Origin of the sequence: Streptomyces bathyalis (assembly GCF_015910445.1) — a bacterium.
GTDB classification, from domain to species: Bacteria; Actinomycetota; Actinomycetes; order Streptomycetales; family Streptomycetaceae; genus Streptomyces; species Streptomyces bathyalis.
This window is the reverse complement of sequence record NZ_CP048882.1, coordinates 1,242,748-1,268,248: the sequence shown is the minus strand read 5'-3', so window position 1 is coordinate 1,268,248 and position 25,501 is coordinate 1,242,748. Positions and strand designations below refer to the sequence as shown.

26 protein-coding genes are annotated in these 25,501 nt (G+C 68.4%); 13 read left to right on the top strand and 13 right to left on the bottom strand.

The window, feature by feature from the left end; translation table 11 throughout:
• Nucleotides 1-43: 43 nt before the first annotated feature.
• The gene (locus G4Z16_RS05595) at nucleotides 44-859 is read right to left on the bottom strand and encodes a hypothetical protein (protein ID WP_246530694.1); all 816 of its coding nucleotides are present in this window, start codon (nucleotides 857-859) and stop codon (nucleotides 44-46) included.
• A 751-nt stretch (nucleotides 860-1,610) separates the two neighbouring features.
• Here G4Z16_RS05595 and G4Z16_RS05590 point away from each other — a divergent pair.
• From G4Z16_RS05590 to G4Z16_RS05580, 3 genes are all read left to right on the top strand, one after another.
• Nucleotides 1,611-1,814, top strand: coding sequence for a cold-shock protein (locus G4Z16_RS05590; RefSeq protein WP_028436804.1), 204 nt, complete (start codon nucleotides 1,611-1,613; stop codon nucleotides 1,812-1,814).
• 366 nt (nucleotides 1,815-2,180) lie between these two features.
• Nucleotides 2,181-3,731 carry a DEAD/DEAH box helicase gene (locus G4Z16_RS05585; protein ID WP_197349483.1) on the top strand — a complete coding sequence of 517 codons (1,551 nt, stop codon included), beginning with the start codon at nucleotides 2,181-2,183 and terminating at the stop codon, nucleotides 3,729-3,731.
• Nucleotides 3,732-4,275: 544 nt separating this feature from the next.
• Nucleotides 4,276-4,632 carry a DoxX family protein gene (locus G4Z16_RS05580; protein WP_197349482.1) on the top strand — a complete coding sequence of 119 codons (357 nt, stop codon included), beginning with the start codon at nucleotides 4,276-4,278 and terminating at the stop codon, nucleotides 4,630-4,632.
• A gap of 45 nt (nucleotides 4,633-4,677) precedes the next feature.
• Here the strand turns inward: G4Z16_RS05580 and G4Z16_RS05575 are convergent, their stop codons facing one another.
• Nucleotides 4,678-5,832, bottom strand: a complete 1,155-nt coding sequence (locus G4Z16_RS05575) for a trans-sulfuration enzyme family protein (protein ID WP_197349481.1) — start codon at nucleotides 5,830-5,832, stop codon at nucleotides 4,678-4,680.
• 59 nt (nucleotides 5,833-5,891) lie between these two features.
• Between G4Z16_RS05575 and G4Z16_RS05570 the strand changes: the two genes are divergently transcribed.
• Together G4Z16_RS05570 and G4Z16_RS05565 are read left to right on the top strand one after the other, a co-directional pair.
• Complete coding sequence (locus tag G4Z16_RS05570) at nucleotides 5,892-6,383, top strand: Lrp/AsnC family transcriptional regulator (RefSeq protein WP_197349480.1); 492 nt, start codon at nucleotides 5,892-5,894, stop codon at nucleotides 6,381-6,383.
• A gap of 406 nt (nucleotides 6,384-6,789) precedes the next feature.
• Complete coding sequence (locus G4Z16_RS05565) at nucleotides 6,790-7,503, top strand: VanZ family protein (protein ID WP_197349479.1); 714 nt, start codon at nucleotides 6,790-6,792, stop codon at nucleotides 7,501-7,503.
• Here G4Z16_RS05565 and G4Z16_RS05560 read toward each other — a convergent pair.
• The gene (locus G4Z16_RS05560; RefSeq protein WP_197349478.1) at nucleotides 7,492-8,625 is read right to left on the bottom strand and encodes a sensor histidine kinase; all 1,134 of its coding nucleotides are present in this window, start codon (nucleotides 8,623-8,625) and stop codon (nucleotides 7,492-7,494) included. The two genes, G4Z16_RS05565 and G4Z16_RS05560, sit on opposite strands and share 12 nt — an antisense overlap.
• The gene (locus tag G4Z16_RS05555; RefSeq protein ID WP_197349477.1) at nucleotides 8,618-9,325 is read right to left on the bottom strand and encodes a response regulator transcription factor; all 708 of its coding nucleotides are present in this window, start codon (nucleotides 9,323-9,325) and stop codon (nucleotides 8,618-8,620) included. The genes G4Z16_RS05560 and G4Z16_RS05555 overlap by 8 nt, the downstream gene beginning before the upstream one ends.
• 132 nt (nucleotides 9,326-9,457) lie before the next feature.
• Between G4Z16_RS05555 and G4Z16_RS05550 the strand changes: the two genes are divergently transcribed.
• A complete protein-coding gene (locus G4Z16_RS05550) occupies nucleotides 9,458-9,841 on the top strand; it encodes an AQJ64_40280 family protein (RefSeq protein WP_197349476.1) in 384 nt (127 codons plus the stop codon).
• A 140-nt stretch (nucleotides 9,842-9,981) separates the two neighbouring features.
• Here G4Z16_RS05550 and G4Z16_RS05545 read toward each other — a convergent pair whose 3' ends face one another.
• The 4 genes from G4Z16_RS05545 to G4Z16_RS05530 form a co-directional block, all read right to left on the bottom strand.
• A complete protein-coding gene (locus G4Z16_RS05545) occupies nucleotides 9,982-10,560 on the bottom strand; it encodes an HhH-GPD-type base excision DNA repair protein (protein ID WP_197349475.1) in 579 nt (192 codons plus the stop codon).
• Nucleotides 10,561-10,835: 275 nt separating this feature from the next.
• Entirely contained in the window at nucleotides 10,836-11,810 is a 975-nt protein-coding gene (locus G4Z16_RS05540; protein WP_246530693.1) for a LacI family DNA-binding transcriptional regulator, read from the bottom strand.
• A 231-nt stretch (nucleotides 11,811-12,041) separates the two neighbouring features.
• Nucleotides 12,042-13,424, bottom strand: coding sequence for an MFS transporter (locus tag G4Z16_RS05535; RefSeq protein ID WP_197349473.1), 1,383 nt, complete (start codon nucleotides 13,422-13,424; stop codon nucleotides 12,042-12,044).
• A gap of 206 nt (nucleotides 13,425-13,630) precedes the next feature.
• Nucleotides 13,631-14,551 carry a dihydrodipicolinate synthase family protein gene (locus G4Z16_RS05530; RefSeq protein ID WP_197349472.1) on the bottom strand — a complete coding sequence of 307 codons (921 nt, stop codon included), beginning with the start codon at nucleotides 14,549-14,551 and terminating at the stop codon, nucleotides 13,631-13,633.
• 342 nt (nucleotides 14,552-14,893) lie between these two features.
• Here G4Z16_RS05530 and G4Z16_RS05525 point away from each other — a divergent pair, with 342 nt between their 5' ends.
• The 3 genes from G4Z16_RS05525 to G4Z16_RS05515 all read left to right on the top strand — a co-directional run bounded on the left by G4Z16_RS05525 (nucleotide 14,894) and on the right by G4Z16_RS05515 (nucleotide 17,095).
• Nucleotides 14,894-15,391: a winged helix-turn-helix transcriptional regulator gene (locus tag G4Z16_RS05525; protein WP_197349471.1), complete on the top strand. Its 498-nt coding sequence runs from the start codon at nucleotides 14,894-14,896 to the stop codon at nucleotides 15,389-15,391.
• Between the two features lie 112 nt (nucleotides 15,392-15,503).
• Entirely contained in the window at nucleotides 15,504-16,037 is a 534-nt protein-coding gene (locus G4Z16_RS05520) for an SRPBCC family protein (protein WP_197354182.1), read from the top strand.
• Nucleotides 16,037-17,095, top strand: coding sequence for an LLM class flavin-dependent oxidoreductase (locus G4Z16_RS05515; protein ID WP_197349470.1), 1,059 nt, complete (start codon nucleotides 16,037-16,039; stop codon nucleotides 17,093-17,095). Before G4Z16_RS05520 ends, G4Z16_RS05515 begins: the two co-directional genes overlap by 1 nt.
• Before the next feature lie 63 nt (nucleotides 17,096-17,158).
• On the opposite strand, the gene G4Z16_RS05510 is transcribed toward G4Z16_RS05515, so the two are convergent.
• Entirely contained in the window at nucleotides 17,159-17,695 is a 537-nt protein-coding gene (locus G4Z16_RS05510) for a PaaI family thioesterase (RefSeq protein WP_197349469.1), read from the bottom strand.
• Between the two features lie 90 nt (nucleotides 17,696-17,785).
• Between G4Z16_RS05510 and G4Z16_RS05505 the strand changes: the two genes are divergently transcribed.
• Nucleotides 17,786-18,250 carry a winged helix-turn-helix transcriptional regulator gene (locus G4Z16_RS05505; protein WP_197349468.1) on the top strand — a complete coding sequence of 155 codons (465 nt, stop codon included), beginning with the start codon at nucleotides 17,786-17,788 and terminating at the stop codon, nucleotides 18,248-18,250.
• 99 nt (nucleotides 18,251-18,349) lie between these two features.
• On the opposite strand, the gene G4Z16_RS05500 is transcribed toward G4Z16_RS05505, so the two are convergent.
• Both G4Z16_RS05500 and G4Z16_RS05495 read right to left on the bottom strand, forming a co-directional pair.
• On the bottom strand, nucleotides 18,350-19,354 hold the full coding sequence (locus G4Z16_RS05500; RefSeq protein WP_197349467.1) for an NADP-dependent oxidoreductase: 1,005 nt from the start codon (nucleotides 19,352-19,354) through the stop codon (nucleotides 18,350-18,352).
• 209 nt (nucleotides 19,355-19,563) lie between these two features.
• Complete coding sequence (locus G4Z16_RS05495; RefSeq protein WP_197349466.1) at nucleotides 19,564-20,250, bottom strand: SDR family oxidoreductase; 687 nt, start codon at nucleotides 20,248-20,250, stop codon at nucleotides 19,564-19,566.
• Nucleotides 20,251-20,364: 114 nt separating this feature from the next.
• Between G4Z16_RS05495 and G4Z16_RS05490 the strand changes: the two genes are divergently transcribed.
• The gene (locus tag G4Z16_RS05490) at nucleotides 20,365-20,925 is read left to right on the top strand and encodes a TetR/AcrR family transcriptional regulator (RefSeq protein WP_197349465.1); all 561 of its coding nucleotides are present in this window, start codon (nucleotides 20,365-20,367) and stop codon (nucleotides 20,923-20,925) included.
• A gap of 90 nt (nucleotides 20,926-21,015) precedes the next feature.
• On the opposite strand, the gene G4Z16_RS05485 is transcribed toward G4Z16_RS05490, so the two are convergent.
• Together G4Z16_RS05485 and G4Z16_RS05480 are read right to left on the bottom strand one after the other, a co-directional pair.
• Nucleotides 21,016-21,573: a MarR family winged helix-turn-helix transcriptional regulator gene (locus G4Z16_RS05485; RefSeq protein WP_197349464.1), complete on the bottom strand. Its 558-nt coding sequence runs from the start codon at nucleotides 21,571-21,573 to the stop codon at nucleotides 21,016-21,018.
• Complete coding sequence (locus G4Z16_RS05480) at nucleotides 21,570-22,994, bottom strand: MFS transporter (protein WP_197349463.1); 1,425 nt, start codon at nucleotides 22,992-22,994, stop codon at nucleotides 21,570-21,572. Before G4Z16_RS05480 ends, G4Z16_RS05485 begins: the two co-directional genes overlap by 4 nt.
• 442 nt (nucleotides 22,995-23,436) lie before the next feature.
• Between G4Z16_RS05480 and G4Z16_RS05475 the strand changes: the two genes are divergently transcribed.
• Nucleotides 23,437-24,000, top strand: coding sequence for a flavin reductase family protein (locus tag G4Z16_RS05475; protein ID WP_197349462.1), 564 nt, complete (start codon nucleotides 23,437-23,439; stop codon nucleotides 23,998-24,000).
• Nucleotides 24,001-24,041: 41 nt separating this feature from the next.
• A complete protein-coding gene (gene hpaB, locus G4Z16_RS05470; RefSeq protein ID WP_197349461.1) occupies nucleotides 24,042-25,493 on the top strand; it encodes a 4-hydroxyphenylacetate 3-monooxygenase, oxygenase component in 1,452 nt (483 codons plus the stop codon).
• Nucleotides 25,494-25,501: the final 8 nt, after the last annotated feature.

Sequence of the window (25,501 nt, the reverse complement as noted above, 5' to 3'; positions counted from 1 at the left end):
TTCGCGTCAGCAGCCTTCGGATCAGGCCGCGTTCAGGCCGCGTTCAGGCCGGGGGGAACTGTCCGGCGAGCCATGTCGGGACACCGCCCAGCAGCCGGAAGAGGCGCCCGGCCTCTTCGCGCAGACGGGTCGCCTCCGGCTCCGGCTCCACGTCCGCCAGCGCCGTGAGGGCCGGCGCCATGCCGACCAGGAAGCCCAACTCCTCGCGCAGCCGCAGCGATTCGGTGAATCCGTGCCGCGCCTCCGCGATCTCGCCCTCCCGCAGTGCGAGCCCGGCCAGATGCCGCCAGGTGAAGGAGCACAGGAGCAGGTCGTCGAGCGCCGCCGCGGCGGCGTGCGCACGCCGGTAGGCGGCCTGGGCCGACTGCGGTGTGTCGCTGAGGTGTTCGGCCAGCAGTCCACGCCGGTAGTCCAGCATCGCCCGTCCGCGTGCCGTGGGCGGCAGCAGGGCGGCCGCCCTGCCCAGCGCGGCGCGCGCCTCGTCCGAGCGGTCGCGTACACCCAGGACCGTTGCCGTGTAGGCGAGTTGGCCCCGTTCGCACGCTGCCGCACCGCGCTCCTCGTCGTCCTGTGCGAGCGCCTCCGCGGCGCGCAGCGCGGACTCCGCGGCGTCCCAGCCGTCGTTCGTGAACATGCACTGTTCCACCAGGAGCGCGGCCCGCCGCAGGGAAGCCGCCGTGTCCGTCGCCGCGTAGGGCTCCAGGAGCGCGGCCGCGTCCTCCCAGCAGCCGCGTGAGCGCAACCGCCACACCGCGCCGTCCACGGGCGAGACCTTGCCCGGCCCTTCCGGTGGCGCGCCAGCACCGAACACCGGAGACGGTTCGCCGTCGCCGGCCTCCAGCTGTACCGAACGTGACATGGCGGTTTCCGCCACAGTTGCCCTCCCAAGCGCGCCATTGAGCTTCGAGCCGGATGTGAGCGCATCTCAGCACGGAGTACGGGACCCGGCCAAGGGTTTACTGTGAATCAGTTCACAAAGTTTTACTCGGCGCCCCTGATTGCCAACCGTGAGGCCACCGGAGGCGGCAGCAGCGGAGGCCAGGCGGTGGCTCACATGGAGCAGCGCGACTTGAGCCAGGCGGGGCCCGGCAGCGGCATTCCGCGCCGACGGCTGCAGCTGCCGGGCGCACCTCGGGTGCCGCCGGCCACGCGGGACCGGCCACGCTCGGCTGCTCTGGAGGGCCGGTGCCCCGGCATCCCGGCGCTTGGCCCACGGCCAGGAGCACGGACACGGCGCTCCCGCGGAGACGGGCAGGGCTCCCGGCGGCGCGGCGCGGCGCGGTCGCGGGCCTGGCGGGCAGCGCACCATGAGCGCGCGGGCGGCGGCCCGGCGACACCCTCACCTGATCAAGGTGGGGTGCACCGTCAACGTGGGGTGCATCACCGCGCAGGCCAGTGGGACCGCACTGATGGCCCGCCCGGTCGCTCGGCGTGTTACCGTTCATTTTGGTTGCAGTTGTGGTTCCCGAATACTTCAAGTGCTCTTACCGGCCTTTGAGCTGGTGAGCGCACTTTTTTGTGAGGCCGGTGATTTTCCGGCGGGGCATCATCGCGGCGACGCGGGGTTCGCAGAGTGCGGGCCTCGGGCACTGCCCCGAAGGAGAAAATGCATGGCTACCGGCACCGTGAAGTGGTTCAACTCGGAAAAGGGCTTCGGCTTCATCGAGCAGGATGGCGGCGGCGCTGACGTCTTCGCCCACTACTCGAACATCGCCGCCCAGGGCTTCCGTGAGCTGCACGAAGGCCAGAAGGTGAACTTCGACGTCACGCAGGGCCAGAAGGGCCCGCAGGCGGAGAACATCACTCCTGCCTGACACTGAGGCGTTCTTCGAAGCTGGGCCCGCACCCTCGGGTGCGGGCCCAGCTCGTTGGTCTTCCGGGACCCATCCATCGTGCGCGGCAACGGCGCCGCCGACGTCGAGGGCAACGCCCTCCTGTCTCTCCGGTACGGGCGGCACTCCCTTCGGACCCCGGTCCCACACCAGCCCGCTCCGACTCGTCTTTTCCGGCACCCGGGCCGCAGGTCCGTCAGGTGCCGTTCCCCTCGAAGTGCAGGGCTCGGATCGGTTCCGAGCAACCGCGCTTCTTCTCATCTTGCTTTTCGGCTCGTTCTTGCGATTCCCCGCGCCACATGGGCGCCGCGAATTCCTCGATACGCGCCGCATCGAGGAAGGTTCTGCATGAACCGCACAGCACGCACGAACGACCGCAACTTCCGCGACCGCTCCGCCGGCTCCGGCAAGGGTGGCGGGCGCCGCTTTCAGTCCCCGAGCGGCAGGACCGGCCAGAAGCGGTCCGGAACCTCCGCCCGTTCCGGCGGCAAGGGGCGCCGTCCTGCCGCACTGCAGGGAGAGTTCGCGCTCCCGGAGACCATGACCCCGGCGCTGCCCGCCGCAACGGCGTTCGCTGAACTGGACATGCCCGCGCCTCTGTTGGCGGCGCTGCGCGCCGAGGGCGTGACCGTACCGTTCCCCATTCAGGGAGCCACCCTGCCCAACTCCCTCGCGGGGCGGGACGTCCTGGGCCGCGGGCGCACCGGGTCGGGCAAGACACTCGCCTTCGGCCTCGCCCTGCTGGCCCGTACTGCGGGCCAACGAGCGGAGTCCCGCCAGCCGTTGGCTCTGGTTCTCGTCCCCACGCGGGAGCTCGCACAGCAGGTCACCGATGCGCTGACCCCGTACGCCCGGTCGATGAGCTTGCGGATTGCCACCGTCGTCGGCGGCATGTCGATCGGCCGTCAGGCCGGCGCACTGCACGCCGGAGCCGAGGTCGTCGTCGCGACCCCGGGCCGGCTGAAGGACCTCCTCGGGCGTGGCGACTGCCGACTGGACCGAGTCGCCATCACCGTGCTGGACGAAGCCGATCAGATGGCGGACATGGGCTTCATGCCCCAGGTCACCGAACTGCTCGACCTGGTGCGTGCCGGGGGCCAGCGGATGCTGTTCTCGGCCACCTTGGACCGCAACGTCGATCTCCTGGTCCGCCGTTACCTGCACGACCCGGTCGTGCACTCCGTCGACCCCTCCGCCGGCGCGGTCACCACGATGGAACACCACGTCCTGCACGTCCACAGCGCGGACAAGTACGCCACCACCACCGAGATCGCCGCCCGCGACGGCCGGGTGCTGATGTTCCTGGACACCAAGCACGCCGTGAACAAGCTCACCAAGCACCTGCTGAAGAGCGGCGTACGGGCGGCCGCCCTGCACGGGGGCAAGTCACAGCCCCAACGCACGCGCACCCTCGCCCAGTTCAAGTCCGGCGACGTCTCTGTGCTGGTGGCCACCAACGTCGCGGCCCGCGGCATCCACATCGACAGCCTCGACCTCGTGGTCAATGTCGACCCGCCGAGCGACCACAAGGACTACTTGCACCGCGGTGGCCGCACCGCCCGTGCCGGCGAATCGGGCAGTGTCGTCACGCTGGTGCTGCCCGAACAACGCCGCGACCTGACACGCCTGATGACCGATGCCGGCATCACGCCGAAGATCGCCCAGGTCCGCTCCGGCGAGGCGGAACTGAGCCGCATCACCGGTGCCCGGAGGCCCTCCGGCGTCGCTGTCACCATCGCCGCCCCCGTGACGGAACCGGCCAGGCGAAGCGCCTCCTCGGCCCGCGGCCGACGCGGCCGCCCCGCCCAGGCCCGGCGCACCTCCGGGTCATCCCAGGGCAGCACCGGACGGCCGAAGCGCCAGTCCGTTCCCCAGCCGCAGCGGCGACGGGCGGCCTAGCTCCACGTGTGAGTGCGCCCGCCTCCTCGTGCCAAACCGTGCTGGTCTGCCGGCGTTGCCCGGCGCTGCCAACCACGAATCGGGTCACGTCCCGCTGCTTGCCGTACAGGGGAGCGCGTGGAGGCGGGCGATGCGCGTCCAGCTCGCTCCACGCGCTGCGCGATGGTGTGCGGACCGGTGAACGCCCATTCCATAGGCACCTGTTGGCCGGCGGTCGGCGCAGTGCCCGATCTCGAGGCCGCGTCAGCGCTGCAAGGCCGCGCGGAGTCGCAGTCCGTGGTGGTTGCGGAGCCGGTACATCTCCCAGACGGACAGTGCCGTCACGGTCACAGAGGCGCCCAACATGAAGGCGATCCGGGCGAGCAGTGGAAGCTGCCGCACCGCGCCTCGGGCCGTGAAACAGAAGGCGCCGGCTTTCGAGACCACTGGCACCGCGCCGGGCGGCTAACCGATGTCACAAATCGAGTCGGTGGGTTCGTCTTCAGGAGAAGGACATCCCACGACCGAGTGCCCGGCAGTAGTACTCCCGTTGAAACGGAGAATCGTGTTCGCCGCCTACGTCACGGTCACCATGCTCGGCGCGGTCTTCAACGGTGCCGCCGCGGTCTTCTACCTGATCGGCCACGAATACCCCAAGTCCCAGGCGGACATGAAGGGCGTGCCCCGGAAGTGGGTACCGGTGCTGGGAATGCTGCTGGCAGCGGGTGCCATGGGTCTGCTGGCGGGGTTCGCCGTGCCGCTCCTGGGGACCCTCGCCGCCTCCGGCCTCGTGCTGTACTTCATCGGCGCGATCATCGCCCACCTGCGGGTGGGGTCCCGCGACATCGTGGGCGGGATCGTGTTCCTTGCCACCGCTGCTGCCGCCCTGGCTCTGGGACTGGGCTACCACGGTCCCTGGTAATGCGGGCTATCAAGGTCGCGGTGGGCGCCAGCGCAACGTCGGCGGCTAATCTCCGGCGCGGAGTGCTTGGTCGAGATCGCTCCACAGGTCGTCAACGTCCTCAAGGCCCACCGAGACGCGCAGAAGTCGGGGCGAGACGCCGGCCCCGTCGCGGGAACCGGGGTCCATGACGTGGTGGCTGAGCGAGACCGGGTGCTGGATGAGGCTGTCGACGCTGCCCAGGCTGACCGCTGGGGTGAAGAGCCGGACTGCGCCGATGACGGTGTGCGGGTCGGCGTGGGTCTCGAAGGAGACCATCGCGCCTCCGCTGCTCATTTGGCCGCGGGGCCGGGCGGCACCCTCAAGCCCCGGGTAGTGCACCCTGCTTACGGCCGGGTGGTCCGCCAATCGGCCTGCGAGCTCAGCGGCGTTTGCCGACGCGGCTCGCACTCGCACTTCCAGCGTCGAGAGCCCCCGCAGGAGTTGGTATCCCGCGACCGGGTGCAACACTCCGCCGGTCATGAACCGCACTCGCCGCAGTGCCTCCACGAACGTGTCTTCGCCAGCCACGATTCCGCCCATCGCGTCGCCATGACCGCCGAGGTACTTCGTCGCACTATGCAGCACGATTGCCGCCCCCAGTGCCAGCGGCCGCTGCAGGACGGGCGTCGCGAAGGTGTTGTCCACCAGTAGCGGTACCGGTGCCACGCTGTCGGCCAGCGCCCGGATGTCGACCTCGCAGAGCGTCGGATTGGCCGGCGTCTCCACCATGACGAGGCCGGTCTCGGGGCGCACCGCCGCAGCGACCTTCTCCACGGGCGCCCACGTCACGGAAGTGCCCAGCAGTCCGGAGGTGAGCAGGACATCGCTCGTCCCGTACAGCGGACGTACGCCGACGACGTGCGGGCGCCCAGAGGCAACTTGCGCGATCAGAACCGCGGAGAGCGCCGCCATCCCGCTGGCGAAAGCGGCCGCTGCCTGCGCGCCCTCCAGTTCGGCCAGGGCTGTTTCGAAGCGAGCAACAGTCGGGTTGCCGAGCCGGCCGTAGACGGGGAGACCACCGTCAGTGGCACCCGTGCCGAGGATATCCAGGCGGTCGGCCTCGCCGGCGCTGTCGCGACTCGGATAGGTGGTGGACAGGTCGAGTGGAGGCACATGCAGGCCGAGGCCGACGAGGTCGTCACGTCCCGCGTGAAGTGCGCGGGTGGTCCAGGAAGTCATGGAGCAAGCGTGGGTGCCCGTTCGCGAATAGTGGTCCGTGACTGTTCTAGATTCGGTCCATGAGCGAAAGTGTGACTTTGGATTCGATAGATTCAGCGATCCTGCGTGAGTTGCAGAAGGACGGTCGGCTGGCCAACAAGGTGCTGGCAGGGCGGGTCGGGATCGCTCCCTCAACCTGCCTGGCCCGGACCCAGCGTCTGCAGCGGGCCGGCGTGATCTCCGGCTTCCATGCGAAGGTCAGTCCGCAGGCTGTCGGCCGTGGAATCGAGGCGGTGCTGGCGGTGCAGTTCGTCGCCCACTCCCGGCCTCTCGTGGACCCATTCGTCGCCTGGGCACAGGCTCTGCCCGAAACCCGCAGCCTCCAGCACGTCACCGGGCCCGACGACTTCCTCGTCCAGGTGGCCTGCGCCGACACCGCCGACCTGCAGCAGCTGGTACTCGCCTTCACCGCCCGACAGGAGGTCGGCCGACTGCAGACCTACCTCGTTTTCGCGTCGTGGGAGGGAGGCCCAGTCCTCGCGCCACAGGGCCGGGAACGGAGGGGCTCTTGACCGTGGGCAGCCCTCCCTCACCCGAGCGGATCCGGCCTAGAGCTCTGTCAGCAACGTCCTGCCCCCCAACAGCCAGGTGACGCCGCCCGGCGTGAAGGTTCAGGTGGGGGTTGGTGCCCGATCTGGCCCTTCGTCCCTGAGCGGTCTGCCTCGTTGGGCGGTTCCGCTGCGTCAACTGCTCACGCCACGGTCGAGCTCGCAAAGCTGAAGCAGCGCCGAGGAGTTGAGCGCCCACTCCACGCTTGTGGAGGTCATCGCGGGTGCGAGCGAAGCTCTTCGTGGCGTCCGCGCGGTTGGGCTGCCGCCGGGTCCGCGGGATCAGTTCGTCCCGCCGGGGACCCGTGTGTCGCGAGCGCATCGAAAAGCGCATACGCCCGCAACACAGTCTTCCTTCTTCACTGGGGGCATGGACCACAGCACATCACCGTCAGCCCCAGCCCGTCGTACGCGCAGGATCGTGATCGTCAGTCTGGCGATCACCGGAGCAGCAATCGCTGCGTTCGGCCCGGTCGACGCGGTACTGAAGATCTTGTCCATGCCGTTGCACAGGCCGGTCTGGCACGTCTGGGTCGGAACGTTCAATGGCGTGGCACTCATCACGGTGGCCGCGCTGCCGTTGGCCGCACTGGCGGTGTGGGCTCTGGCCCGCCGTCGGAGTGTCTCCGGCACCACGCCGGCGCGGGCGTGGCGGACGTCGCTGGCCGAGGTCGGCATGGTCTACGGAACGGTGCCGTGGGTCTGGATGATCATGCTGCCGGGCGACGAGGCCGGTGCCGTCATGAGCCTGGTACCGCTGCGGGATCTGCTGACGATGGACACGGGCCAGGTCGTCGGCAACCTGCTGGTGTTCGCGGCGCTGGGGTTCCTCGCCCCGCTGCGGTTCGGGGCGCTGGCGTCGGTGCCGCGGGTCCTGGCGCTCGGGGCGGGCTGCTCTGTCCTGGTCGAGGCCGCACAGTACGTCCTGCGGCTGGACCGGGTGTCCTCTGTCGACGACGTGCTGCTCAACGCCGCCGGAGCCGGGCTGGCCGCGCTGGCGTCGCGCCGATGGTGGCGCGCCACGGCCACAGCGTCCTCGGATCGGCCTGGACACCTCGCAGCCGGCCACCCGTCAACTCCCTGAATCCTCACCGGACCTGTCCGTGTGCGGGGATACCGCGGGTAGTTCCACAGCGATGCGGATCCCGCCGCCGGAGCGCGGGGTGAGGGTGAGTGTTCCGTCGTGCGCGTGGGCGATTGTCTCGACGATGGTCAAGCCGAGGCCGACGCCTGCGTGATCGGTGTGTATGCGCCCGGTGCCGCGCTGGAACGGACTTGTGAGCGTCGAGGCCGTCTCCGTGGTGAGCTTCTCGCCGGTGTTCTCGACAGTGAGCACCACACTGTTGAAGCGGACGCTGGTGTTGACCCACACAGTGCCCTGCTCAGGCAAGTTGTGGACGATCGCGTTGTGCACGAGGTTCGTGGTCAGCTGCAGCAGGAGCGCGTGTGAGCCGATGGCGAGGCTGATGTCGCCGGATGTCTCGACGGTGACGCCATGCTTTTCGGCAAGGGGGAGGAGCGTTTCGGTGGCTTGTTCCGCCATGAGGGACAGGTCGACATGTTCCCGGGTGAAGGACCGCTGGTTGGCGCGGCTGAGCACGAGCAACGCTTCAGTGAGGTCGATCGCTCGGGTGTTGACGGCGTGGAGGCGGTCGATGATTTCGCCCGTGTCGCGGGTCGGATCGCTGCGGGCCACGTCGAGAAGTGTCTTCGAGATCGCGAGCGGGGTGCGCAGCTCGTGAGAGGCGTTGGCTGCGAATCTCTGCTGTTCGGCGACGTGCACCTCGAGCCGCTCGAGCATGCCGTCGAAGACGTCGGCGAGTTCGCGGAACTCATCTTTGCGGCCCGGTAGCCGGATCCGGTGGGAGAGCGATCCGGTCGAGGCCAGCCGGGCGGCGTCGGTGATGCGGGTCAGCGGGGCGAGCATCCGGCCGGCGAGGATCCACCCTCCCACGAGGCCGAACACCAGCAGGAACGCCAGTACTGCGGCTGCCCTCGGAGCGAAAACGTCCAGGAGGGCGGACCGGACGGGGAAAACACCATTCGCGGGCCTGTCATCGGGGTTGATGAGCATCGCACGGTCGGGGACATAACGGAGGAGGAACACCCATACCGCCGCGAGCAGCAGGACACTGGCAAGCATGAGGAATCCGGCGTAGCTGAGGGTGAGCTTGAGGCGCACGCTCAACCCAGGTGCCCTATCCACGCTCGCCTCCCTCGCCTCCCTCGCTTCCGGCCTCCTCTGGTTGCGTGTCGATGCGGTAGCCGACGCCCGGCACGGTGGCGATGATCCAGGGTTGGCCGAGCCGTTTGCGCAGCGCCGAGACGGTGATGCGCACGGCGCTGGTGAACGGGTCTGCGTTCTCATCCCACGCGCGTTCCAGCAGCTCTTCGGCGCTGACGACACCGCCTTCGGCAGCGACGAGGAGTTCGAGCACTGCGAACTGCTTTCGGGTCAGCGCGACGTAGCGGCCGTCCCGGTGGACCTCTCTGCGGAACGGGTCCAGTCGCAGGCCTGCGAGCTCTCGCACGGGAGGCCTGTGGTGGGCACGTCTGCGGTCGAGTGCTCTGAGCCTGAGCACGAGTTCTTGGAGTTCGAAGGGCTTGGTGAGGTAGTCGTCGGCGCCGAGTTCGAACCCGGAGGCCTTGTCGTCGAGACGGTCGGCCGCGGTGAGCATGAGGATGGGCTTGCCGCTGCCGGAGGCGACGATGCGTTTGGCGATCTCGTCACCGGAGGGGCCGGGAATGTCGCGGTCGAGGACGGCGATGTCGTAGGTGTTGATGCTCAGCAGTTCCAGAGCGGTGTCGCCGTCACCGGCGATGTCGGCCGCGATCGCTTCCAGGCGCAGGCCATCGCGGATGCCTTCCGCCAGATAAGGTTCGTCCTCGACTATCAGCACACGCATGCTCCGAATGCTACGAGTAGGCGCATATCGTCGGCGTATCGAAAACCACATACGTGCTGGGCAACGCCGCGCTGCCTTGACCGGCGATATGGCTCGAACCACTGAGTGCCGGGTGCCTCAGCGAGGGGGAAGATGACGAATCTGAACGCCGTGGTGACGTGGGTGGACGCACGCGAGAGGCTGCCTTGGAGCGGTGCACCCGTGGCAGCAGCGATCACGGGCCGGTATCCGGTTGACAACGCCGCTGAGTCCGATACGGCGTCGGGTGAGGAATTTTGGCTGGTGAGGCCAATGGTCTTCATGACTCTGCACTGGAGTGAGGACGGGGCAGAGCACAGAGACTGTTTCGTCGACTCCGACGGGATTGTCCGTTTGCCCTACGGCCTTGCCAGTGAGGAAACCGTCACTCACTGGGCTGAGCTTCCCACCCTGCCAGGCGGGATGACGCACGGCCTTCTCGGGGAAGATGCGCAGTCAGCTCTCCAGAACGCGTGGGACCTTCGTCCCAGCACCTGACCCACGGGGTATCAGACGCACCTGGGACCTGCTCGACCGCATCCGGGGTTCGGTGACCCCGGGCAGGCGCCCGTGCTCGGGTGGGGCGGAGCAAGGTCTTGAAGGCGCACGAGAACGGCCTCAATCATGACCAGCCGCCGTCAGGTCTTCTTTCGGGCCCGCTTTGCCTCCTGCTTGAAGGCGCGGACTTTTTCCAGGGATTCCTGTCCTGTGATGTCGGCGGCAGAGCGGTGTGCGTCGGCGTCGCCGTACGCGCCGGCGGCCTCGCGCCAGCCTTCGGGGGTCACACCCATCTGCTTGCCCAGCAGAGCCAGGAAGATCTGGGACTTCTGCTTGCCGTAGCCGGGCAGGGCGTTGAGGCGCTTGAGCACTTCGGCGCCGGTGGGGACGTCGCGCCACACCGCGCTCGCATCGCCGTCGTGATGGTCGACGAGGTACTGGCACAGCTGCTGCACGCGCTTGGCCATGGAGCCGGGATAGCGGTGCACGGCGGGCTTCTGCGACAGCAGTGCCGCGAATTCCTCCGGGTCGCGCGCCGCGATCTCGTGGGCGTCCAGATCGTCACTGCCCATGCGCTGGGCGATGGTGTACGGACCTGTGAACGCCCACTCCATCGGCACCTGCTGGTCGAGCAGCATCCCGGTCATCACGGCGAGGGGGCTGCGGCTGAGCAGCTCGTCGGCTTCGGGCTGTTGCGCGAGGCGAAGGGTGATGTCCATGCTCCGATGATCGCCTTCTCGACGCCGCACCGCACGCCTGCCTCCGCGTATTTCACGCCACGTGACCGGCCGGATGTCGTGAGCCAGCGGCGGCGCCGACTGGTGGGTGTCCTCGGCTGCCTCGTGTCGCCCACGAACGTGTAGGCCGGAGATTCGCTCAAGCTGCCGCTCCACCTCGCCTTGTGGGAGGGCGACGACCGTAGCTCGTGAGGAATGAGTTCCGGTTCGCTCTGACCGACCCTCGCGAAAGCAGGCTGTCGGCCGTTGCCGGGTGCTCAGGCTGCGCGCGCGGTGCTGCGGCGGGGGATGAGAGTGGGGGCGAAGGTTCTGGTTTCGGTGGGTGCGCCGGTGATGAGGTCGATGAGCTGGTCGACGGCGGTGGTGGCGATGGCGTCGAAAGGGACGCGGACCGTCGTCAGCGGTACGGGCAGACGGGCTGTCAGGGGGATGTCGTTGTAGCCCACCACCGAGAGGTCGTCGGGGATGCGCAGGCCCGCGCGCTGGACTGCGGAGAGGAGGCCGACGGCCGTGTTGTCGTTGACCGCGAAGACCGCAGTCGGCCTCGGGGCGAGGTCGAGTAGGTGGCGCCCCGCGTCCTCACCGCTCTCCATGCTGAAGCTGGAGGGCAGGATCGACGCTTCGTCGACAGGGATGCCGGCTTCCCGCAGCGCGTCCTCGTAGCCGGCGCGGCGGCCCAGAGCGCTCGAGGCGTAGGCGGGCCCGGCGATCAGGGCGATGCGCCGGTGGCCGAGGTCTATGAGGTGGCGAGTGGCGAGATAGCCGCCCAGGTGGTCGTCGCCAAGCGCAGCCGGGCTGCCGGCGTAGGCCCGCAGTGCCAGTACGTGTGCGACACCCTTGTCCGCCAGGTCCTGACAGAAGCCGCCGTCGGTACGGGCGGTGGTGAGGATCAGGCCGTCGACGCGGCGCTGGAGCAGGACGTCGCCGCTCTCGCGCTCGCGGGTGGGGTCGTCGTGGGTGGTGGCGACGACGGTGTGGTAGCCGCGTTTGAGGCCCGCGGTGGCGATCTCCTCGTAGAGCATGGCCATCACGGTGTCGGTGAGCCGGGGCACCAGCACGCCGATGGTGTTGGTCTGCTGACGGCGGAGGTTGGACGCCACCGGGTTGGGCGCGTAGCCGATGGTGTCAGCGACCTCACGGATGCGCGCGGCGGAAGGGCTGCGGTAGAAGCGGTGCCCGCGGTTGAGGGCCCGTGACACCGTGGAGCGGCTGACACCAGCGGTCCGTGCCACGTCGGCGATGGTCGGCGGTTTGTCCCCTGTGGTCGCAGGCACGGAGTCCCCGGGCTCGGGCCTGTCCATCGTCCTGGTGTCCCCTCTTCCTGCTGCTCGACGCAACAAGCGTATCTACCGTGCAACGCGCGGAGGAAACGATTGCACCAAGGGATGTGGGCGGCTTTCACCGGACACTCATGTGCCGCCCACGGACGACGCCGTGGGCGGCACATGCGGTGCGGCGATTGCTCAGGGTGACAGTTCCTCCAGGACTCTGCCCTTGGTTTCGATGGCGAAGACGGTGGTGACCAGGCCGCCGACGAGCGCGACGGCGGCGAAGGCGGTGAACACGTAGCGGATGCCGAGGTCAGCGACGATCAAACCCACCATCAGCGGGCCGATGGACGAGCCCGCCCGCAGCCACGCGCTGCCGAAGCCGGTGCCGATCGCGCGGAGCCGCGTGGGGTACAGCTCGGCGGAGTAGAGGTACAGGGAGAAGGAGATGGTCTGCAGGATCGCGTAGGCGATGGGGGCCAGGACGACGACCTGGGTCGCGGTGGTGGCGCCCAGCGCCGTGAGGACGAGGAGCGGCACGGTGGCGACGAAGAAGGCGACGGCGTACCAGCGTTTGCGGCCGACCTTGTCGATCAGCAGCGCGCATATGACGGAGGCGACGACGCCCACGCCCGAGGTGATCCAGCCATAGGCGAGGCTGGTCTCCAGAGGGAGATGGAAGACCTGCTTGTAGAGGGTGGGCAGCCAGGTCACCAGGCCGTTGTTGATCATGTAGACAGACACCCACAGGACCCAGATCATGAGGGTCCGCTTGAGGTAGATGCCTTTGAAGAGCTCGCGCCAGTCCGAGCGGGCCGTGGGCAATGTGTCCACCGGGCGGAAGACCGGCTCGGGCAGCGGCAGGCCCTGCTTGGTGGCGTCGGCCTCCAGTTTCCGTACGACGGTGTCGGCTTCCTCGTGACGGCCCTTGGCGGCGAGCCAGCGAGGGGACTCGGGCATCAGCCAGCGCAGCGGGATGGTCAGGACGGCCGGGACGAGGCCCACGACGAACAGGGCCCTCCAGCCGAACACCGGGACCAGGAAGTAGGCGGCGATCCCGGCGAACATCAGGCCGGCAGGGAAGATGACCTCGTACAGGAGGAAGAAACGGCCGCGCTTTCGGGCCCCGATGAACTCGTTGATGTAGGCGCTCGCCACCGGTACTTCGCCTCCGGTGCCGACGCCCTGCACGAATCGGAAGATCATCATGGACGTGCCGCCCCAGGCGAAGAGGCACGCGATGTCCATCGAGACGAACAGCACGATGGTGATGAGCAAGGTGGGCAGGCGGCCGATCTTCTCCGCCAGTCCTCCGAAGACGAGTGCGCCGACGAGCTGGCCCAGGTATCCGGCCGAGAGGATCATGCCGACCTGGGAGGGGCTGAGGTTCCACTCGTCCACCAGTTGCGGCATGGCGAACGCAATGGCCAGGACGGTATAGGCATCGAAGAAGGTGGCACTGCCGACGATGACGCGGATCAAGGTCAGGCGCCGTGTCACGGGAAGTCGTTCGAGACGGGCCACCAGCGCGGCGTTCGCGGCCTTCGCTGCTCCTCCGTCGGCGACAAAGGTTGTCATGTCTGTCGTTCCTCGCCGTTGAGCGGGTGCCGGCCGTTGAGAGCGGTGGTGCGGGCCAGCGAAAGGGGACACAGGATCGGCAGCGCCTGCTGCCGATCCTGCCAGGCCCGGCGGAGAGACTCGGGCCGGGCGGGGACCATGGGTCCCGCGGCTGAGCGGTGGGGAGCGGCTCGGCCGGGCAGGTGCGGGGCGTGCGGCGGAACGCGTCAGATGAGCTGGGCCTGCTTCAGGGCGAACTCGATCTCGGCGGCGGCTTCCTCGCCGACCGGCTGGAGTGGCTGGCGGACGGTGGCTTCCCTCAGGATCCCGCGGGCCCGCAGGCCGATCTTGAGTGCGACGGTGCCCTCCATGTGGGAGCCGCGGTGATAGACGGCCTTGGTCACCGGCAGCAGACGGTCGTGGATCTCGCGGGCCTTGGCATAGTCCCTGTCCTTGCCGGCGGCGATGAGCTCGACCAGCGGCTCGGGTGCAAGGCCGCCGTAGCCGACCAGGGCGCCGTCGACGTCGAACATGGTGTGCAGCAGGTACTCGTCGTGGCAGGTGAGGATCTGCAGGTCGGGGAACTGCTCGCGCAGAACCGGGATCTCCGTGTCCCAGCGGCGCATGTTGCGCACGCCGTTCTTGGTGGCGACGGTGCCCGGCTGGGCGGCGACCTCCAGCTGGGTCTCCAGGTCGTAACTGGCCTTGGTGGCGTCCGGGTACTGGAAGAGGATGGTCTGCAGGCCTGACTCCTCGTGGATGGCCCGGTAGCGCTCCTGCGGCGCACCCTTCTGGAACCCGAAGCGCAGCCAGCCGTGCGAGGGGTAGACCAGCGCGCCGAGCGCCCCGGCGTCCGCTGCCCGCTTCGCCTCCAGGGCCGCGGTCTTCGTGCCCTCAGCGGTGATCCCCGCGATGATCGGCACCCGGCCCTCGACCGCCTCGACAAGCGTGCGGATGAGCGCGACCTGCTCCTCGGGCGTCAGGTACGTTCCCTCGCCGGCATGACCCAGACACACCAGCCCCTTCACACCCTTCACGGAGACCAGCCAGCGCGCGAGATCGGCGTTGGCCGCGTGGTCGACCTCGCCCTCGGCGGTGAACGCGGTGACGGGGGCGGGGACGAGGCCGCGCAGATCCATGGGATTCATGAGACACACTCCTTGTGCAACCGATGACGGAATCGATTGCACAAGCGCATCGGCTGCGCGTCAAGGGGTGGGACACCGGAAAGTGGTGAGGTGGCAGGTGCAGTCTGCCGCCATGAAGGCCATGTGAACCCGAGCAAGATGCTCAAGCGTCAGATGTCCGGCCGCCCGCGCAGGCTTCGAACTCCTCCGCGAACGAGTTGGCCGAGGCCGACGGCGAGAAGCAGTTGAACAAGGCCACAGTCCGCCCCGGATGGGCCGACCTGCTCCGCCCGACGGGCTGGGCTACATGGAACTCGCTGTACCTGCTGGGTCTCATGACAGGACGAACCTATGCTGGCTGTCATGAGGCGGACATCCTTTGCGCAGTGGCCCTGCTCGATCGCGCGGACCATGGATCTGCTCGGGGACTGGTGGACGCCGTTGGTCCTGCGCGAGGCGTTCTACGGCATCCGGAGGTTCGATGCGTTCCAGGAGGCGCTGGGGATCGCCCGCAACACACTGACGGACCGGCTGCGGCGGCTGGTGAAGGAAGGCCTGCTGGAGAAGCAGCCTTACCAGACGGATCCGGTCCGCTACGACTACGTGCTCAGCGCCAAGGGGCGCGACTTCTACGGCGTGCTGCTGGTGATGAACCGGTGGGGGGATCGCTGGCTGGCCGGTGAAGCGGGCCCGCCTGTGGCCATGCATCACGAGACGTGCGGGCAGGAGAGTCATGCCGAGGTGGTGTGCGCCGCCTGCGGCGAGCCGATGACATCGGAGAACACCCGCCCCCGGTTGGGCCCCGGCTATCCACCGCACCTGGCCCAGAGGCCGGATGTGCAGGAGCGCTTCGCGGACTAGCTCAGGAGCTCCGTGTGGACGCGTCCGCCCTTGACAAGTGAGTCTATCTACGCAACTTTACTGGTGAGTGCCTTGATTTTGGTGCCTCGGATGGACAGGAGGCCGCAGGATGGTGGAGTGGACGGGCGCGCGCTATGCGGACAGGCCAACGGTGGAGGTCTGCACCTGGATCGCCGCCCCGCCGGCACAGGTGTGGACGTTGGTGTCCGACATCGAGCTGATGCCACGTTTCAGTTCCGAGTTGCAGTCGGTGGAATGGCTGGAGGGCGTGAGCGGCCCCGCTCTGGGAGCCCGGTTCATCGGCCGGAGCAAGCATGAAGCGTTGGGGGAGTGGGCCACCACGTCCCACATCGTCGAGTACGAGCAGCCGAGAGTGTTCGCCTGGGCGGTCGAGGATCCTCAGCACCCGACGGCGATCTGGCGCTTCGTCCTGGAGCCGTACGACGGCGGCACGTTGCTGCGGGAGTGGATGCAGATGGGGCCTGCTCGCTCGGGCCTCTCCATCGCCATCGATCGCATGCCGGACAAGGAGCAGAAGATCGTCTTTGTGCGCATGCGGGAGTTCGAGGCAAACATGACCGCCACTCTCGGAGCGATCAAGAACCTTGCCGAGAGGGCCCGCACCACAGGTGAGGAAAGTCCGTGATGCGTACGGCCACCACGATCGAAGCCTCCGGAGGCAACTGGCGGGAGCTGGTCGACTACGTCACCGAGGCGGAGAAGCTCGGCCTGGACATCTGTTGGGTGGCGGAGGCGTGGGGCTCCGAGGCACCCTCCCCGTTGGGCTACCTCGCGGCGAAGACCGAGCGCATGCTTCTCGGATCCGGAATCATCCAGCTCGGCACTCGCACTCCGATGGCCATCGCCCGCGCCGCGATCACGTTGTCGCAGATTTCCCAGGGTCGCTTCCTCCTCGGCCTGGGCCCCTCTGGACCGCAGGTGATCGAAGGGCTGCACGGCGTGCCCTTCGACCGGCCGCTGTCCCGGATGCGCGAGACCGTAGCGATCGTGCGGCAGGCCACACTCGGCGACAAGATCTCCTATTCCGGGCGGGAGTTCCAGATCCCGCTGCCGGGTGAGGCGAAGCCGATGCGGCTGTCGATGCGAGCTGAGTACGACATTCCCGTATACCTGGCGACGCTCTCACCGAAGATGCTGCTCCTGACCGGTGAGATCGCCGACGGTTGGCTGGGTACCAGTTTCGTGCCTGAGGGCGCCAAGAACGCGTACTTCGACCACTTGGACCGAGGGCTGGCCGCCGCCGGACGCACCCGCTCCGACCTCGACATCTGCCAGGGTGCAGAGGTCGCCTTCGCCGAGGACGAGAACGCGCTGCGCGCGATGATCGCTGGACGCAAGAAGGAGTTGGCCTTCAGCCTCGGCGGCATGGGCTCCGCGACCACAAACTTCTACAACAACGCCTATAGCCGCCAGGGATGGGCCGACGTGGCGGCCGAGGTCCGGACCCGCTGGCAGGCCGGGGACCGGGACGGCGCGGCAGGCCTGATCACCGACGAGATGGTGCTGGCAACCACGCTGATCGGAACCGAGGGCATGGTCCGCGAACGGCTGCGCGTATGGCACAACGCCGGCATCGACACCGTCCGGCTCTACCCCGCCGGAGAGACCCTTGAGGCGCGCCTCGCCACCCTGGGCCGGGCCATCGACCTGGTCCGCGGCATTGAGGACGAGGCCGCGGAATAGCGTCCTGGCCATGCCGGCCCGAGAGGTCTGCTGTGCAGCGGGCGCTGCCCACGAGGCGGCAGTTCAGCTCAACGGAGCCGGCTGACGCCGTCGACTGCCAGGCTCGTCGTCAGTGGGTAGCGGGAACAGCATGCAGGTGCTGGTGGCGTGGGCGAGTAGGCGGTCCGCCGCATCGACCAACTGGGCCTGGGCAAGGGCGGTCTGGCCTCCGCTGTTGATGACAGTGCCGATGGCGCGGACCGTGCCCGTGTCCAGGGTGACCCGCCGAAGGAACTTCACTGTCAGGTCCAGTGATGTGTACGCCGTGCCCTGTGGCAGCGTCGACTGGACGGCGCAGCCTGCTGCCGAGTCGAGCAGCGTGGCATAGACCCCGCCGTGCATGCTGCCGATGGGGTTGTAGTGCTCTTCTCCTGGTGTCAGTGAGAACACCACGCGCCCCTTCTCCACCTCCTGCAGTGTGAAGCCCAGTGTGGCGCCCACCGGGGCCGTGGGCAGGACGCCGGCCTGCAGCTCACGTAGGAAGTCCAGCCCGGAGGTGCGCCCGGCGGCAGCTGCGGTGAGTGCCGGGTCCCCCCAGTCGTATGTGCGTGTCCGTCCCACGATCTTGCTCCTCCCGGTCTGGCTCTCCAGGGGAAGCTAGCCTCCTGCCCCCTGACTGTCAATCTTGAAGTCAGGCGGTACGCTGCCGGGATGGAGTGGCTTGAGGCGAGCACCGAGAACTGTCCGGTTCAGATCTCGCTGGGTGTGGTCGGAGAGAAATGGACGCTGCTGATCCTGCGCGACGCCTGCAACGGAGTCCGCCGCTTCGACGACTTCCGCCGCCACATCGGTCTGTCGGAGGCGATCCTCAGCAACCGGCTCCGGAAGCTGACCGCCGCCGGCATCTTGAAGACCGTGCCCTACCAGGAGCCCGGCAGCCGATCCCGCAACGAATACCGCGTGACCCGCAAGGGGTGGGACCTGTGGCCCGTCCTCGTGGCGTTGAAGCAGTGGGGAGAGGTCTACGGTGACGACTCGTCAGAGCCGGTTCTCGACCTTCGGCACGACGAGTGCGGCGCCCCTGTGAGGGTGGTTGTCGAGTGCACCGAGGGGCACACCGAGCTGACCCCATCCGAGGCGACCGCCATGCCGGGCCCTGGCGCCCGGATGCGCTGACGTGACGGAGTCTGAACAACTGGGCGCCCGTCGTGGGCACCGGTGAAGACCTCCTTGGGCAACGAGTAAGTCCCGCACCCCCACGGCGCGGGTCTGCCCTCACGTCATTGCGACGACGACCTTGCCTGCCTTCGCGCGGCCCTTCTCGACGTACTGCAGGGCTTCCCGGGTCTCCTCGAACGGGAAGACACGGTCGAGGACGGGGCGGATCTTCCCGGCGTCGATGAGCGGCGTGAGTTCGCGCAGCTGGTCGCCGCTTGCCTTCATGAACAGGAACGAGTACGTCACGTTGCGGTGCTTGGCGCGGCGCCGGGTCCTGAAGCTCAGCGCGCTCATCGCCAGCCGGAGGATCGCGTTCGCGCCCAACTCGCGGGCGAAAGCTGTGTCGGGAGGGCCTGCGAGGCTGATGACCTTCCCGCCCGGCTTGAGTACGCGCAGGGACTTCTCCAGCGTCTCGCCGCCGAGGGTGTCCAGGACGACGTCGTAGCCGTCGAGTTCCGTCTCGAAAGTCTGCTGCTTGTAGTCGACGGCGACGTCCGCGCCGAGCTCCTTCACCAGGTCGATGTTGGCCGTGCCCGCGGTGGTGGCCACGTGCGCGCCCAGCTGCTTGGCCAGCTGGATGGCGATGGTGCCGACGCCGCCGGAGCCCGCGTGGATGAGGACCTTCTGGCCCGGCTGCAGCTGTGCCCGTTCGACCAGCACCTGCCACGAGGTCAGGGCGACCAGGGGAAGGGAGGCGGCCTCCTCCATGGTGAGCTTGGCCGGTTTGATCGCCACGTCGTCCTGGTGGACGGCGATGAGTTCGGCGAACGTGCCGATGCGGTCCTTGTCGGGCCGGGCGTAGACCTCATCGCCCACCGCGAACCGTGTGACGGCCGGTCCCACCTGGACCACCACCCCGGCGAGGTCGTTGCCCAGGACGAGCGGGAGACGGTACGGCAGGACCGCCTTGAACTCCCCGTCGCGGAGCTTGAGATCCAGCGGGTTGACGCTCGCCGCGTGGATGCGCACCAGGACGTCGTCGGCACCCACCTGCGGGTCGGGCATCTCGCCGGCACGCACCCCGTCCTTGTCGCCGTACCGCTCGATCATGAAGGTCTTCATCATCGTCTCCGTTTCTCGTCCGCGCGGGGACGGGATCTTTGTGCATTCTGGGTTCTCGCGCGGCAGTTGCCGCAGGCCTCAAGAGCGGCGTCGCTACCGGGAACCAGCGGCAATACCTTCGGGTGTCAGGCCACCGCGCGGCCGGGGAACGATGCGGCTGAAGTCGCCTCCCTGGATGCCGTTCAGGGCCTCGTCCGACCCGGCGTGCCTCACGCCGCATTCGGCGAATCAGCCAGGCTCCGCTTGACGTACCGGGTCGCCTCGTCGGCGAGGATCTCCGGTTGGCCCGTCTCGATGCCGTACAGGGCTTGTGCGGCGACATCGGCGGGGTCGGCCTTCTGATCGGCGGGAACGCTCGCGGCCATGTCGGTGTCCATGTATCCGACGTGCAGCGCAGAGACGGTGATGCCGCGGGGTGCCAGTTCCTCGCGCGCCGCGTCGGTCAGTGCCCAGGCCGCGGCCTTGGCCGCGGCGTAGGACCCCAGGCCCGCGGGGTGCAGCCAGGACAGGACGGACAGGACGTTGAGTACGGCGCCGCCGCCGTTGCCCTCGATGACGGGGGTGAAAGCTCGCGTCACGGCGAGCGGACCGAAGAAGTTCGTCTCCATCTCCAGGCGCACCGCGTCCAGGTCGCCCGCGATCAGCGGCGTGGCAGTGGAGATGCCCGCGTTGTTCACCAGAAGCGTCGCGTCCGATGCGGTGCGGGCCGCGGTCCGGATCGATTCCTCGTCAGTCACGTCCAGCCGCAGCGGGGTGACCTCCGGGAGGTCCACCGTTTCCGGGCGGCGGGCCGCCGCGTACACCTTCGCTCCGCGCTCCACGAGCTGAGTGGCCAGATGCCACCCGAGCCCACGATTGGCGCCGGTGACCACTGCGACCGTGTCCTTGAGTTCCATGCCTACTCCCGGCCTTGCCGGCGCCGCTGAGCGGCCCGGCAGTTTAGATTACGATGACAATCTAAACCCTGGGCTAGGATAGATGCCAATCGACATCCAATCGGGAGGTGGCTGATGGGCCGCGTATCGCAGGCGCAAGCGAAGGAGAACCGCCGGCGGATCGTGGAAACCTCCTCCCGGCTGTTCCGGAAGCAGGGCACCCACGTCAGCGTCGCCGACCTCATGAAGGCGTCCGGCCTGACGCACGGCGGCTTCTACAAGCAGTTCGCCTCCAAGGAGGCGCTCATCGACGAAGCCACCGCCCACGCGTTCGACGAACTCACCCGGCTCCGCAATGACGGACTCGAGCAGCACGCCGGACAGCGCGAGGCCGCCCAGCAGGCGCTGATCGACACCTACCTCTCCATCGAGCACCGCGACAGTGCGGCAGACGGGTGCCCCGCCGCCGCACTGGCCACGGACATGGCGCGCGAGCCAGGGGATCGCCAGGCCCGTCGCGTCTACACGGAGGGAGTCGGTGACTTCGCCGAGTGGCTCGCCACCGGGGACCAGGACGGCGTCACCCGGCTGTGCACCATGGTCGGCGCACTCGTCCTGGCCCGGGCCACCAAGGGCTCGCCACTCTCCGAGGAGATCCTCACCGCCGCGCGCGCGGCAGTGACGGCGACCAGCTGATCAGGGGACACGATGCCGGGCAGCACACATGACCGCCTGGTTCCCCGCGCGAACTTCCTTCCCTGGAACTTCCTTCCAGGGAGAGAACACCTAGGTCCGTCGCCGGGCCTCGAAGTGGATGGACTGAGCGGTCAGTTTCTCCAGCAGCGCGATCAGGGTCTCCTGCTCGCCGGTGCTGAGGGTTCCCGCCCAGTCCTGTTCGCGGGCGTTGTGGGCGCGGAAGGCGTCGGTGATGGCCTCCCGCCCCTTGTGCGTCAGGCTGAGGTTGACCGCACGCCCATCCTGTGAGGAGCGCTCCTTTGTGAGGAGGCCGTCCCGTTCAAGGGTGTTGACGAGGGCGGACACAGCGGCGCGGCTCATTCCGGACAGCTCTGCGACCTTCTTCCCTTCGACGGGTCCCGTGAGCCAGACGACGAACAGGACGCGGAAGCCGGGCCAGGACCAGCCGCGTGGGCGGTGGACGGTGGACTCCAGGTCGTAGACGAGCATGTTCGCGACGCGGTGCAGGCTGAGCACGAGCCGCATCGCGAGCGGATCCACTTCCGGCAGCTCACCGGTGGTGCGCGAGATGGCGTGGTCGACGAACGACCAGAAGTGGAGCTGCTCGTTGTCGGGCTGATCGTGCTGGTCCGGCTGGTCCTGGGTCACATGGCGGAGTCTAGGTGGCCCGCCGTTTTCGCGGCCGCGGTGCCCGCTCCCGCGCTCGGACGACGCATCAGCAGCAGGACACAGACGAGGCTGAAGGCAGCGACGAGGACGAGGTAGAGCGTGATGGGCCAGGTCGCCTTGTCGATGCCGTACAGGGCCGTCGCGACGGTCGGGGCGATGCCGCCGCCGAGGATCGCGCCGAGCTGGTAGCCGAGCGAACTGCCGCTGTAGCGGAGGCGGACGGGGAAGAGCTCGGCGAAGAGCGCCGCTTGGGGCCCGTACGTGAAGCCCAGCACGACCGCCATCACCACGAGTCCGGTCAGCATGGACGCGGTGGACGCGAGGTCGATGACGGGGAAGAAGGCCGCCGCCCAGGCCAGCAGCCCGACCGATCCGGCGACGAACACCCGGCGGCGGCCGAACCGGTCCGAGAGCGCCGCCGACCAGGCCGTGGTCAGCAGCCAGACGGCGGCGGCGATCAACACAAGGACGAGCATGAGCTCGCGGTCGAGGCCGAGCGTGGTGCTCCCGTAAGAGAGCGTGTACGCCATGAAGATGTAGCCGAGTGCGTTGTTGCCGATGAAGGTTCCGCCGGCGAGAACCACGTCCCGCCACTGGTGGCGCAGCACCTCGAGAACCGGCAGCCGCACGGGCTCCTCGGACTCTGCGGTCTCCGCCTCCCCTTCCGCCTGTTCGTGTACGGGCTCTTCGCGCACTGCCTGGAATTCGGGACTCTCCGCTGTCCCCAGCCGGATGACCAGCCCGACCACGACGAGCACGAAGCTTGCGAGGAACGGCACACGCCAGCCCCAGTCGGCGAAGGCGTTACTGCCCAGCCCGTGCGAGGTGGCGAGGAAGACGAGGTTGGCGAGGATGAGGCCGCCGGGCACACCCATCTGCGGGAAGCTGCCGTAGAAGCCCTTCCTGCCGGACGGGGCGTGTTCGACGGCCATCAGGACGGCGCCGCCCCACTCGCCGCCAACGGCGAGCCCCTGCACGAAGCGGAGCAGGACCAGCAGCGCCGGCGCCCAGACGCCGATGGTGTCGTAGGTGGGCAGCAGCCCGATGCCCGTGGTGGCCAGGCCCATCACAGTGAGGGAGAGCACGAGCATCGCGCGGCGGCCGATCCGGTCGCCGAAGTGGCCCATGACCACGCCGCCGAACGGGCGCGCGACGAAGCCGATCGAGTAGGTCGCGAACGAGGCGAGTGTGCCTGCGGTCTCGGAGAGCTGCGGGAAGAACTGCGGACCGAAGACCAGAGCCGCGGCCGTGCCGTAGATGAAGTAGTCGTACCACTCGACCGCGGTCCCGACGAAGCTGGCCGCGGCGACGCGACGTATGCCGGAAGGACTCGGGCGCGCTGTGGGGGGCGCGGCCGAGGAGGCCGCGGAGGTGGATGAGCGTGCGGGAGTACGCACCATGTGAGGCTCCTTGAACGGTGAATGCGGGACAAGGAGCCGAGCCGTCCGCCCACGGATCGGCCGGCGGCGCGGAGTCCGCACCCGGACTCGGCGACCGCGAGCGCACACGTTAAGCGAGCCTTTGAGACCTGACAAGACGTGGCGGACGGCTGCGGCGAGTTTCGCCGTGAGAGCCGCAGAGGGGTTTACAGCGTCGGTGGGCCGTCGTTACCGTTCAAATTAATCAAAGCTTTGATCGTTTGCTTCGATCCACTTGCCGCGGTTCTTTCCGGCACCCCGGGGAGCAGCGGTCCACCCCGACACCATCCCTTCCGACACCCCGAACCCACCCCCTGTACGGGGCGGCCCCGGCCCGCCCGCCGGGGGCGCCCCGTACGCACCGGTTCTGTCAGCGCCTCTCAAACGACCCGCCAACACCCGTTCCGAGCAGGTGAGTTCGCGCATGTCCCTCAAGTCCCCTCCACCCGTCCCCGTACGGGAGGGCGTTGCCGACCACGCCCCACCACCGCCCGGCCCCGGCGCGCTTCGAGCCTGCATGGCCCGCTTCGCCACCGGCGTCACCGTCGTGACCTACACCGACGGCGATCCCGACGGAGACGGTGACCCGCGCGGTGCCACGATGAACTCCTTCACGTCGGTCTCCGCCGATCCCCCTCTGGTGCTCATCAGCGTGGCCCGACGGGCCCGATGCCACGACCAGTTGATCGGCCGCCCGTTCTGCGTGAACGTCCTCGGCGCCGAACAGGAGCCGCTGGCCCGCCTGTTCGCCGGTTCCCGCGGTATCGCCGAACCGAGCTGGGTTCCCGACGCCCGCATCCCGCGACTGCACAACCCGCTCGCCTGGTTCGAGTGCGAGCCCTGGCGCTCCTACAACTGCGGCGACCACACCCTCGTCGTCGGACGCGTCACCGATCTCGGACACCGCGACGGGGACGCCCTCACCTACGCCTGGAGCCGCTTCGGCACCACGGTCCAATCCACCGACGGCATCGAACACCTCATCTGAGCCCTACCGAACCCCCACACCGCACAGCAAGGAGCAGGAACATGGCCGCGCGCACCGGCAAGGAATATCTGGAGCGGCTGTCCGCCTCCCGCCCCACCGTGCACATCCAGGGCGAGACCCTCACCGGAGGCGTCCAGGACCATCCCGCGTTCCGCAACGTGGTCCGTACGTATGCGGAGCTGTACGACCTCCAGCACGCCGACGAGCACAAGGAAGTCCTCACCTACACTTCCCCCACTTCCGGCGAACGGGTCAACACCTCCTTCCTCACCCCGAAGGCCCCCGAGGACCTGGTCAAGCGGCGCAAGGCGTTCAAGATCTGGGCCGACCACAGCAACGGCATGCTGGGCCGCACCGGCGACTACATGAACAGCTCCCTGATGGCGCTGGCTTCGGCCGCCGACTGGTTCGCCGAGTCCCGGCCCGAGTTCGGCGAGAACATCCGCCGCTATTACGAGAAGGTCCGCGAAGAGGACCTGCTGTGCACCCACACCCTCATCCCGCCGCAGGTCAACCGCTCCGTCTCCGGTACGGAACAGGGCGGCGGCAAGCTGTCGGCCAGGATCGTCGACGAGGACGACAACGGAGTCGTCATCCGCGGCGCCCGCATGCTTGCCACGATCGCCCCGTTCGCCGACGAGATGCTCGTCTTCCCCTCGACCGTGCTGCGCGGCACCCCCGAGGACAAGCCGTACAGCTACGCCTTCGCCATCCCCAACGACACCAAGGGCCTGCGCTACATCGCCCGCGAGCCGCTGGACTACGACCGGCCGCGCCACGACCACCCGCTCGGCTCGCGCTTCGAGGAGTCCGACTGCGTCGTCGTCTTCGACGACGTCCACGTCCCGTACGAGCGCTGCTTCGTGCTCGGCGACCCCGAACTGTGCAACGGCTTCTACTCCCGGACCTCCTCCCAGGTGCACATGACCCATCAGGTCGTCACACGCACCTCGGCCAAGACCGAGTACATCCTCGGGCTGGTCTCCCTGCTGACCGAGGCCATCGGCCTTGAGCAGTTCCAGCACGTACAGGAGGACATCGCGGAGATCATCGCAACGCTGGAGACGCTGCGAGCGTTCCTGCGCGCGGCGGAGGCGGACGCAGAGATCAACGAATTCGGCGTGCTGACCCCGGCGTTCGCGCCGCTCAATGCGGCGCGCAACCTCTACCCCAAGCTCTACCAGCGCTTTCCGCAGATCCTGCGCAAGCTCGGCGCGTCCGGCCTGATGGCGACCCCGACCGAACTCGACGTCACCGGTCCCGCCGCGGCCGACATCGAGGCCTACCTGCAGTCGGCGACCCTGACCGGTCCCGAGCGGGTCAAGCTCTTCAGGCTGGTCTGGGACACGTGCATCTCCGCGTTCTCCAGCCGCCAGGCGCTGTATGAGTACTACTTCTTCGGCGATCCGGTGCGGATGGCCGGCGCCTACGTCAAGTCGTACGACCGCGAACCGTACAAGGCCCGCGTCCAGGCCTTCCTCGACCGCGACTGAACGGGGCC

Excerpts from the sequence above, each read along its gene's own strand:
- G4Z16_RS05505 (WP_197349468.1), top strand. The coding sequence starts at position 17,786 with ATGGAGTGGCTTGAGGCGAGCACCGAGAACTGTCCGGTTCAGATCTCG.
- G4Z16_RS05525 (WP_197349471.1), top strand. The coding sequence starts at position 14,894 with ATGAGGCGGACATCCTTTGCGCAGTGGCCCTGCTCGATCGCGCGGACC.
- G4Z16_RS05575 (WP_197349481.1), bottom strand. The coding sequence starts at position 5,832 with ATGACTTCCTGGACCACCCGCGCACTTCACGCGGGACGTGACGACCTC.
- G4Z16_RS05565 (WP_197349479.1), top strand. The coding sequence starts at position 6,790 with ATGGACCACAGCACATCACCGTCAGCCCCAGCCCGTCGTACGCGCAGG.
- G4Z16_RS05595 (WP_246530694.1), bottom strand. The coding sequence starts at position 859 with ATGTCACGTTCGGTACAGCTGGAGGCCGGCGACGGCGAACCGTCTCCG.
- G4Z16_RS05500 (WP_197349467.1), bottom strand. The coding sequence starts at position 19,354 with ATGAAGACCTTCATGATCGAGCGGTACGGCGACAAGGACGGGGTGCGT.
- G4Z16_RS05475 (WP_197349462.1), top strand. The coding sequence starts at position 23,437 with ATGTCCCTCAAGTCCCCTCCACCCGTCCCCGTACGGGAGGGCGTTGCC.
- G4Z16_RS05570 (WP_197349480.1), top strand. The coding sequence starts at position 5,892 with ATGAGCGAAAGTGTGACTTTGGATTCGATAGATTCAGCGATCCTGCGT.
- G4Z16_RS05495 (WP_197349466.1), bottom strand. The coding sequence starts at position 20,250 with ATGGAACTCAAGGACACGGTCGCAGTGGTCACCGGCGCCAATCGTGGG.
- G4Z16_RS05550 (WP_197349476.1), top strand. The coding sequence starts at position 9,458 with ATGACGAATCTGAACGCCGTGGTGACGTGGGTGGACGCACGCGAGAGG.
- G4Z16_RS05480 (WP_197349463.1), bottom strand. The coding sequence starts at position 22,994 with ATGGTGCGTACTCCCGCACGCTCATCCACCTCCGCGGCCTCCTCGGCC.
- G4Z16_RS05530 (WP_197349472.1), bottom strand. The coding sequence starts at position 14,551 with ATGAATCCCATGGATCTGCGCGGCCTCGTCCCCGCCCCCGTCACCGCG.
- G4Z16_RS05535 (WP_197349473.1), bottom strand. The coding sequence starts at position 13,424 with ATGACAACCTTTGTCGCCGACGGAGGAGCAGCGAAGGCCGCGAACGCC.
- G4Z16_RS05585 (WP_197349483.1), top strand. The coding sequence starts at position 2,181 with ATGAACCGCACAGCACGCACGAACGACCGCAACTTCCGCGACCGCTCC.
- G4Z16_RS05545 (WP_197349475.1), bottom strand. The coding sequence starts at position 10,560 with ATGGACATCACCCTTCGCCTCGCGCAACAGCCCGAAGCCGACGAGCTG.
- G4Z16_RS05515 (WP_197349470.1), top strand. The coding sequence starts at position 16,037 with ATGCGTACGGCCACCACGATCGAAGCCTCCGGAGGCAACTGGCGGGAG.
- G4Z16_RS05490 (WP_197349465.1), top strand. The coding sequence starts at position 20,365 with ATGGGCCGCGTATCGCAGGCGCAAGCGAAGGAGAACCGCCGGCGGATC.
- G4Z16_RS05555 (WP_197349477.1), bottom strand. The coding sequence starts at position 9,325 with ATGCGTGTGCTGATAGTCGAGGACGAACCTTATCTGGCGGAAGGCATC.
- hpaB (WP_197349461.1), top strand. The coding sequence starts at position 24,042 with ATGGCCGCGCGCACCGGCAAGGAATATCTGGAGCGGCTGTCCGCCTCC.
- G4Z16_RS05590 (WP_028436804.1), top strand. The coding sequence starts at position 1,611 with ATGGCTACCGGCACCGTGAAGTGGTTCAACTCGGAAAAGGGCTTCGGC.